Origin of the sequence: Streptomyces milbemycinicus (assembly GCF_002154605.1) — a bacterium.
Classification (GTDB): Bacteria; Actinomycetota; Actinomycetes; order Streptomycetales; family Streptomycetaceae; genus Streptomyces; species Streptomyces milbemycinicus.
This window is the reverse complement of record NZ_MUNE01000121.1, coordinates 1-9,032: the sequence shown is the minus strand read 5'-3', so window position 1 is coordinate 9,032 and position 9,032 is coordinate 1. Positions and strand designations below refer to the sequence as shown.

Below are 9,032 nucleotides of genomic sequence, written 5' to 3'. Positions count from 1 at the left end.
CCCCTCCTCCGCTCCGGCCGCCCGCCGCAAGGCCGTACTGCACTGGATCGCCGTGCACGCGGTCGCCATCGCCGCCGCGCTCTTCTTCGTGCTGCCGTTCGTCTTCGTCTTTCTGACCTCGGTGATGAGTGACAGCCAGGCGATGAGCGGCGATCTGTGGCCCGACACATGGCACTGGTCCAATTACACCGAGGTCTTCAACACCCCTGGCTTTCTGGACTGGTGGCGCAATTCCCTGATATACGCCGGACTCGGCACGGCGTTCACGCTGATCTCCTCGGTACCGGTCGCCTATGCGCTCGCCAAGTTCCGCTTCCGTGGCCGTCGCACCGCCATGATTCTGGTCATCTCCACGATGATGCTGCCGCCGCAGGTCGTGGTGGTGCCGATGTATCTGGTGTGGGCCCAGCAGTTCCATCTGTCGGGGTCGCTGTGGCCACTGATCATTCCGATGGCGTTCGGCGACGCGTACTCCATCTTTCTGCTCCGGCAGTTCCTGCTGACGATCCCCGGGGAATACCTGGAATCCGCGAAGGTGGACGGCTGCGGGGAGCTGCGGACGCTGCTGCGGATCATCGTGCCCATGGCCAAGCCGGGTATCGCGGCCGTCGCGCTGTTCCAGTTCTTCTACTGCTGGAACGACTACTTCGGCCCGCAGATCTATGCCGCGCAGAATCCGGGCGCCTGGACGCTGTCGTACGGCCTGGAGAGTTTCAAGAGCGCGCACAGCGTCAACTGGAATCTGACGATGGCCGCGACACTGCTGGTCATGGCCCCCGTCATCATCGTCTTCTTCTTCGCTCAGAAAGCCTTCGTCGAAGGCGTCACACTGACAGGAGTCAAGGGTTGAAGCTCGCAGTGGTGGGTGGCGGGTCCACCTACACCCCCGAACTCGTCGACGGATTCGCCCGCTTGCGGGATGTGCTGCCGATGGAGGAGCTGGTCCTGGTCGACCCGGCCGCCGACCGCCTCGAGCTGGTCGGCGGGCTGGCGCGGCGGATCTTCGCCAGGCAGGACCACCCCGGCCGGATCTCCTGGACCGATGACCTGGACGCGGGCGTGGACGGCGCGGACGCGGTCCTGCTGCAGCTGCGCGTCGGCGGGCAGGCCGCCCGCGACCAGGACGAGACCTGGCCGCTGGAGTGCGGCTGCGTCGGGCAGGAGACCACCGGCGCGGGCGGGCTCGCCAAGGCGCTGCGCACGGTTCCGGTGGTGCTGGACATCGCCGAGCGGGTGCGCCGCCGCAACCCCGGCGCATGGATCGTGGACTTCACCAACCCGGTCGGCATCGTGACCCGCGCGCTGCTGACGGCGGGGCACCGGGCGGTCGGGCTGTGCAATGTCGCGATCGGCTTCCAGCGGAAGTTCGCGAAGCTGTTGGGCGTGGCCCCGGACGAGGTGTCGCTCGATCACGTGGGCCTCAACCACCTCACCTGGGAGCGTGCGGTGCGGCTCGGCGGACCGGGCGGCGAGGATGTGCTGCCCAAGCTGCTGGCCGAGCATGGCGACGCAATCGCCGACGATCTGCGGATGCCGCGTGCGCTGATCGACCGCCTCGGCGTCGTCCCCTCGTACTATCTGCGCTACTTCTACCAGCACGACGCGGTCGTACGGGAGCTGAAGACGAAGCCGTCGCGGGCGGCCGAGGTCGCGGCGATCGAGCGGCGGCTGCTGGAGATGTACGCCGACCCGACGCTGGACGAGAAGCCCGAGCTGCTGGGCAAGCGCGGCGGCGCCTTCTACTCGGAGGCGGCGGTCGATCTGACCTCGTCCCTGCTGCGGGACACTGGCGAGGTGCGCATCGTCAACACGTTCAACCGGGGCACGCTGCCCTTCCTCCCGGACGACGCGGTGATCGAGGTCCCCGCGGCCGTGGACGCGCGCGGCGCGAGCCCGCTGCCCGTCACCCCTCTGGAGCCTCTTTACGCGGGGCTGGTCGCCCATGTCACGGCGTATGAGGACCTGGCGCTGGAGGCGGCGTTGAAGGGCGGCCGCGAGCGGGTCTTCGACGCCTTGCTGGCCCATCCTCTGATCGGCCAGATCGAGTACGCCGAGAAGCTGACCGACACCCTCATCGCACACAACCGGGAGCACCTGGCGTGGGCCTGAAGCAGTCCCAGAATGTGACCGCCCACCCACCGCGCGCGTCCGTCCTGGCGGTCGACGCGGGCAACAGCAAGACCGATGTGGCGCTGGTCGGCCCGGACGGCGCGGTCCTCGGCACCGCGCGCGGCGGCGGCTTCCAGCCGCCCGTGGTGGGCGCCGAGGCCGCGGTGGCCTCGCTCGCCCCGCTGGTGGCGCGGGCGGCGCGGGCCGCCGGGTTCGACGGGCCGCCGTCCACCGAGCATGTCTCGGCCTGCCTGGCCAATGTGGATCTCCCGGCCGAGGAGGAGCAGGTGACGCCGCTGTTGGCGGCCCAGGGCTGGGGGGCGAGTGTCACAGTCGCCAATGACACCTTCGCGCTGCTGCGGGCCGGGGTCGCGGACGACGGCGAGCCGACCGGCGTCGCCGTCGTATGCGGCGCGGGCATCAACTGCGCGGGGCTTGGCCATGGCGGCCGCACGGCGCGGTTCCCCGCGATCGGCCGGATCTCCGGCGACTGGGGCGGCGGCAGTGATCTGTCGCTGGAGGCGATGTGGTGGGCGGCGCGCGCGGAGGACGGCCGCGGCACGCCGACGGCCCTGGCTCGTGCCCTGCCCGAGCACTTCGGCCTGGTCACCATGTACGAGCTGATCGAGGCGGTTCATCTGGGGCGGATCGCCCCGGCGCGGCGCCACGAGCTGACGCCGCTGCTCTTCGCGGTGGCCGAGTCGGGCGACGAGATCGCGCGCGCGATCGTCGCCCGGCAGGCGGAGGAGGTGGTCACCATGGCCACGGTCGCCTTGGCCCGGCTCGAACTGCTCGGTGAGCAGACGCCGGTGGTGCTGGGCGGTGGCGTGCTCGCGGCGCGCCATCCGCTCCTGGACGACCGGGTCCGCAAGCTGCTTGCCGAGCGCGCGCCCAAGGCCGAGCCGAGGGTGATCACCGCGCCGCCGGTGCTCGGGGCCGCTCTTCTCGGTCTGGACCGCATGGGCGCGCCCGCGGCGGCGTATGCCGCGCTGCGCGCGCACTACGCCCGGGGCTGAAGATCCCTACGCCCGGGGCTGAAGACCCCTGAGCCCGGGGCTGAGGACCCCGATTTTCCAGGTCGGGGCGGGTAATTGGGAACCGATGCGCGCCGAGAAGCGTATGAGAAGTTGGGAGAAGGAGGACGACGCGGACACCCCCGGGGCCGGCGGCCCAGAGGCGAAGATCGCGATCGGGCCAAGATCCGGGCACGACCGGTGTGCTCGTCGGCAGCTGGCGTCCATACTGCTGCCCGGATACCTGTCCCCCGCCGCATCGGGCGACGGGCCGCCGACAGTGACTGAGGGGTCAGGACCGAGGGGGAGGTCAAGTGGCATACCCGCCGACCACCGGCGCGGCCGGAGCTGCGGCCGCGGGCGCGTTGTCGGGGCGGCGGCGGGCCGCATGGCGGGAGGGCCTTGAGCGGGCCCGGGCCGCGGCGACGACGGAGCCGGGGCGGCTGCGGGTCATCGGGGCCGTGCTCGCGGCGCTGGTGGTGGCGTTCGGAGCGGTGACGGCCTGGCAGGTCTCCGACCGGCAGACCGCGGCGGACGCGGTGGTGGAGCACAGCCAGCCGCTGAGCGCCGACGCGGCGAGCATCTACCGCTCGTTGGCCGACGCGGACACGACCGCGGCGAGCGCCTTCCTGGCCGGCGGGCAGGAGCCGACCGAGGTGCGCAGGCGGTACGAGGCGGATATCGACCGGGCCGCCAAGCTGCTGGTGCAGGCCGCGGCCAATACGGAGGGCTCGGCGACCGCTCGCGAGGAGATACGCCGGATCGGCGAGCTCCTGCCGGTCTATACGGGCCTGGTCGAGTCCGCGCGGGCCAACAACCGCCAGGGGCTGCCGCTGGGCGGCGCCTATCTGCGGTATGCCAACGACATCATGCGGCAGCGGCTGCTGCCCGCCGCGGGGCGGCTGTACCAGGCCGAGACCGCGCGGCTGGGCGAGGACTACGAGGAGGCGACGTCCTGGCCGTGGGCGGCGATCGGCCTCGGCGTCGCCGCGCTGGCTGCCCTGGGCTTGGCCCAGCGGCGTGACTTTCTGCGCACCAACCGGGTGTTCAACCGCGGGCTGCTCGCTTCAGCCGCCGCCTCGGCGGTGGTGCTGGTGTGGCTGGCGGTCGGCCATGGCCTCGCCCGCTCCGCGCTGAACGACTCCGATGACCACGGGGCGAAGTCCCTGCATGTGCTCAACGAGGCCCGGATCGACTCGCTGCGCGCCCGCGGCGACGAGAACCTGACGCTGGTGGCGCGCGGCGCGGTCGTCGTCGAGAAGGGCAAGGACAAGGGCAAGGACGCCTACGAGGTGGGCTACGCCGAGCAGATGTCCGGCCTCGTAGGCGACGACGGCGCTGACGCCGGAAGCGCCGCGGGCGGCGACAAGGCCATGGCCGCCCCCGGCAGCCTGCTGGCCCGGGCGCGCGGCCTCGCGGACGACGACGAGGGCCGCGCCCCGGTGGACGAGGCGACCACGCGCGTACGGGAGTGGCAGGTGCGTCACAAGGCCGCCCGTGCCGATGACGACGCGGGCAACTACAAGGACGCGCGGGAGAAGGTCATCGGCGGTGAGGGCAGCACGGGCGAGTCGTTCGACAAGGTCGACGAGTTGCTGGCCAAGGCCCTGGACCATGAGCAGCGGGAGTTCAAGCGGGCGGCGGACGACGGGCGGGGCGCGCTGACCGGGCTGGCGCTCGGCGCCGGGGTGCTGGCCGCGCTGGGCGCGGCGGCCGCGCTGCTGGGCATGGGCCGTCGGCTGTCGGAGTACCGGTGAGGGCGATGGGGGGCGTGAGGATGCGAGCAGTGCGAGCGGGCGCCGCGGCGGCCGTCTGCGCCCTGGGCGTGGCCACGGCGATCTTCGTACCGGCGGCGCTGGACGACCAGGGCGACGCGGCCGGGAGCGGGCGCGGCGAGGGAAGCGGGGTGCATCCGCAGGCCGCGCGGACCACGGCGGCGACCACCGCGGAGAAGTGCGTGCGGCCGGAGGCCAGTCTGCGGCCGTCGAGCGCGAGCGGCCCGGCCATACAGCGCATCAAGAACCGGAAGGTCGACGGCCACAGGCTGGGCAAGCTGATCGCCGGGGTGGACCAGAACAGCTACCGCTGGGGCTATCGCGACCCGGCCACCGGCGATCTCACGGGTTTCGACATCGAGCTGGTGCGCGCCATCGCCAAGGACATCTTCGGCGATCCGGACGCGGTCATCTACCGCGCCATCCCCACCAGCCAGCGGGTCAAGGCCCTGCAGCAGGGCAAGGTGGACATCGTCGTCCGCACCATGACCATCAACTGTGACCGTCTCAAGGACGTCGCCTTCTCCACCGCCTACTTCAAGGCCGGGCAGCAGGTGCTGGTCCCCAAGGGCTCCTCGGTGACCGGGTACAACACCTCGCTGCGCGGCAAGAAGGTCTGCACGGCCCAGGGTTCCACCGCCGAGGCCGAGCTGGACAAGGAGAAGGGCGGCGCCGACGACCTGGGCGCGATCAAGGTCGACCCGGTGCCCAACCAGCTGGACTGCCTGGTCAGATTGCAGCTCGGCCAGGTGGACGCGGTGATCACGGACAATGCGCTGGCGGCCGGGCAGGCGGCCCAGGACCCGTCCGTCAAGCTCGTCGGCAAGCCGTTCACCGAGGAGTTCTACGGCGTGGCGATGAACAAGGACGACGAGGACCTGGTACGCCGGGTCAACAAGGTGCTGGAGGGGTACCGCTCCGGCGGTGACAACAGCCCCTGGATGCGGGCCTACCGCAAGTGGCTCGCCGAAGATCTCGGCAGAACGGAGGAGAATCCGGCGGCACCGGCTCCCGCCTACAAGGACTAGCGGTCAAGGACTAGCGGTCAAGGACTGGTGCCCATGGATCAGGAGTCATGGACGGGCAGCAAAGGACTGGCAGCCTCCGAGGATTAGCGCGCGGCAAGCGCGCGTAGGGATGCACGCAGTAAGTGCACGCAGTAGGGATGTCGAATACGGATCACGTAGATCACAGGGCACGAACACAGAGAGGTGATCGATGGGGGGCACGGGACCCTTCCCCAGTTCCGCGGGGGAACCCGACAAGCCGGTCATGGGCCGCGAGGAGGTGGACCGCGTGCTGGCGAAGCTCGGCGCCGAACACGAGGCGATCGAGTCCTCGCTGCTCGCCCTCCAGGACCACGCGGGCCGCAGACTCCTCGAAGGCGCCGAGCTGACCGGCGTCACCAAGGACCGGTGGGCCACCACCGAGCAGGCCATCTTCCTGCTGTGGACGTATTTCGACGCCTATACGGACGCGCTGCACTCCGCCCGTGAGGTGCGCTCCCGCCACCGCTGGTCCACGCCCGGCGAGTTGGCCGAGCTCACCGGGCTGCTGCGCGGCCCCGGCATCACGCTGCCCAGCAGCGCCTCGCTCACCGGCTCGCCGCTGCTCAGCGAGCAGCTGAGGCTGGACGCGCTGGTCGACCGGATGAACCGCTGGTACGCCGAGGCCCTTGATGTCATCGTCACGGCCGACGCCGTCTGGTCCGCGCTGCCCGCCCGTATCGACATGCTCTCCGCCGAGCTGCGCCGCACCCGCTCCCTCGCCCATTCGGTCGGGGTGCGCCCGGGCGAGCATCCCTCGGGCGACGACCTGGAGCGGATCACCGCGGAGCTGACCTCGCTGCGCGCCGAGGTCGTCTCCGATCCGCTCGCCTTCTGGTCCGGCGCCTCGCCGAGCTCCGCGCCCGGCGGCGGCCGCCCCGACACCACCCGCTACGACGCCGCGGCCCGCGCCCTGGAGGACGTACGGCGCGAGATCGAGGCGGTCCTCGATGTGCGGCAGGACGCGGAGCGGCGGCTGATGCGGCTGCGCGACGTCCTCTCCCGCGCGGACCGCACCCTCGCCGAGGCGCGGCAGGCGCGCGGTGAGGTGCTGGCCAAGATCGCGGCATCCGAGGTGCCGGCGGTCAGCGGCCCGCCGACCGTGCTGCAGGAGCAGTTGGTGACGGCAGCCGAGTACCGCAGGCGCGCCCAGTGGCACCGGCTCTCCCCGCTGCTGGAGTCCCTGGAGGAGCGCGCCGACGACGAGCTGCTGCGGGCCCGGGAGTCGCTGACCGCGGTGACCGCGCCGCTGGCGGTCCGCGCCGAGCTGCGCGGCCGGCTGGACGCGTACAAGGCGAAGGTCGCGCGCCACGGCATGGTCGAGGACCCGCTGCTGATCGAGCGGTACGACACGGCGCGCCGGATGCTGTGGAGCGCGCCCTGCGATCTGCGCGCCGCGGAAGCGGCGGTGCTGCGCTACCAGCATGCCGCGGCCGAAGCCCTGGTCCCGCGCCAGAAAGGGCCGCAGGACCGCAGAACGGGGGAGGCACTGTGAGCGTCGCACGCGCGGCCGCCGGGCCGCACACGGCCGCGATTCGCCCGCTGTCGCCGCGCGAGCGACAGTCACATCAGCCGCTGCCGCGGCGGGGCGAACAAGAAAGCACCGCGAGCGTCGCACGCGCGGCCGCCGGGCCGCACACGGCCGCGATGGCCGCACCTCTGCGCCGCGCGGGCGGCAGTGCCCGCGGCGGAGCCTCTGATGTGACGAGCAGCCGCTGCCGCGGCGGGGCGAACGGAGAAACGCCGTGAGCGTCGCAGGTATGGGCAGGTGTCAGCGGCGTGGGTGCGGTGGGTCGTACGAGGACGTGGGCGGCGGTCAGCTGTACTGCGATACGTGCGGTATGGCCCCGGTCGTCTCGCGGGACGGAATGGTCGGCTCGTCGCCCACCGGTATCACCGGCGTGGGGCGCGGCGATCGGGGTAGCGGCTCGTCGGGCACCGGTTCCCGGTCCTCCTCGCGCCCGTCGTCGCGGTCCGCCTCGTCCCGGCGTTCGGTGTCCGGGCGGCTGTCCCGTTCGCTGGGGTCGGGGCGGTCGTCCTCGCGTTCGGTGTCGGTGCGCAGCTCCCGCTCCTCCGCCGCGGCCCGCTCCGGGCGCAGCCGCCTGGGCGCGGGCCTGGTCAGCGTGGACGAGGTACCGCGCACCGACCCGCGTATGGCGGTGCTGGCCAATCCGGAGGTGCCGGAGCGCAAGCGGTTCTGCAGCCGGGGCGACTGCGGGGCGCCGGTGGGGCGCGCCCGCGGTGACCGGCCGGGCCGTACCGAGGGCTTCTGCACCAAGTGCGGCCATCCGTATTCCTTCGTCCCCAAGCTGAGCCCCGGCGACATCGTGCACGGCCAGTACGAGGTGGCGGGGTGTCTGGCCCACGGCGGTCTCGGCTGGATCTATCTGGCCATCGACCGGGCGGTGTCCGACCGCTGGGTGGTTCTCAAGGGCCTGCTGGACACGGGAGACGAGGAGGCGCTGTCGGTCGCGGTGTCGGAGCGCCGGTTCCTCGCCGAGATCGAGCACTCCAACATCGTCCGCATCTACAACTTCGTCGAGCATCTCGATCAGCGCACCGGCAGCCTCGACGGCTACATCGTGATGGAGTACGTCGGCGGCAAGTCGCTGAAGGACATCGCCAACTCCCGTCGCGCGCCGGACGGCAGGCGCGATCCGCTGCCGGTCGAGCAGGCGTGTGCGTATGGCATCGAGGCCCTGGAGGCGCTGGACCATCTGCACAGCCGCAATCTGCTCTACTGCGACTTCAAGGTCGACAACGCCATCCAGCAGCAGGACCAGCTCAAGCTCATCGACATGGGCGCGGTGCGGCGGATGGACGACGAGGAGAGCCCGATCTACGGCACGGTCGGCTATCAGGCCCCCGAGGTCTCGGAGCTGGGCCCGACGGTCGCCTCGGATCTGTATACGGTGGCGCGCACGCTGGCCGTGCTGACCTTCGACTTCCAGGGTTATACGAACGTCTTCGCGGACAGCCTGCCCGACCCGGGGAACATCGAGGTCTTCCAGCGCTACGAGTCGTTCTACCGGCTGCTGGTGCGGGCCACCGACCCCGATCCGAACCGCCGGTTCGGATCGGCGCAGGAG

General features: G+C 71.6%; 8 protein-coding genes. 7 read left to right on the top strand and 1 reads right to left on the bottom strand.

All coding sequences use genetic code 11. The features are described from left to right. The 6 genes from CCN51_RS10665 to CCN51_RS10640 form a co-directional block, all read left to right on the top strand. Positions 1 to 850, top strand: an 850-nt coding sequence (locus CCN51_RS10665; RefSeq protein ID WP_086859482.1) for a carbohydrate ABC transporter permease, incomplete at its 5' end; no start/stop codon positions are given. Then, on the top strand, positions 847 to 2,109 hold the full coding sequence (locus CCN51_RS10660; protein WP_014179641.1) for a 6-phospho-beta-glucosidase: 1,263 nt from the start codon (positions 847 to 849) through the stop codon (positions 2,107 to 2,109). The genes CCN51_RS10665 and CCN51_RS10660, both read left to right, overlap by 4 nt. Further along, complete coding sequence (locus CCN51_RS10655) at positions 2,100 to 3,125, top strand: N-acetylglucosamine kinase (RefSeq protein ID WP_014179640.1); 1,026 nt, start codon at positions 2,100 to 2,102, stop codon at positions 3,123 to 3,125. Before CCN51_RS10660 ends, CCN51_RS10655 begins: the two co-directional genes overlap by 10 nt. 311 nt (positions 3,126 to 3,436) lie before the next feature. Continuing rightward, positions 3,437 to 4,879 carry a hypothetical protein gene (locus CCN51_RS10650; RefSeq protein ID WP_014179639.1) on the top strand — a complete coding sequence of 481 codons (1,443 nt, stop codon included), beginning with the start codon at positions 3,437 to 3,439 and terminating at the stop codon, positions 4,877 to 4,879. Positions 4,880 to 4,899: 20 nt separating this feature from the next. Further along, a complete protein-coding gene (locus CCN51_RS10645) occupies positions 4,900 to 5,925 on the top strand; it encodes a glutamate ABC transporter substrate-binding protein (RefSeq protein ID WP_319637664.1) in 1,026 nt (341 codons plus the stop codon). A 190-nt stretch (positions 5,926 to 6,115) separates the two neighbouring features. Further along, a complete protein-coding gene (locus CCN51_RS10640) occupies positions 6,116 to 7,438 on the top strand; it encodes a coiled-coil domain-containing protein (RefSeq protein ID WP_014179637.1) in 1,323 nt (440 codons plus the stop codon). Positions 7,439 to 7,759: 321 nt separating this feature from the next. Here the strand turns inward: CCN51_RS10640 and CCN51_RS59895 are convergent, their stop codons facing one another. After that, complete coding sequence (locus tag CCN51_RS59895) at positions 7,760 to 8,086, bottom strand: hypothetical protein (RefSeq protein WP_014179636.1); 327 nt, start codon at positions 8,084 to 8,086, stop codon at positions 7,760 to 7,762. Between CCN51_RS59895 and CCN51_RS10635 the strand changes: the two genes are divergently transcribed. Continuing rightward, positions 8,067 to 9,032 (top strand): serine/threonine protein kinase (locus tag CCN51_RS10635; RefSeq protein WP_425444755.1); only part of this gene is annotated, 966 nt, incomplete at its 3' end. The two genes, CCN51_RS59895 and CCN51_RS10635, sit on opposite strands and share 20 nt — an antisense overlap.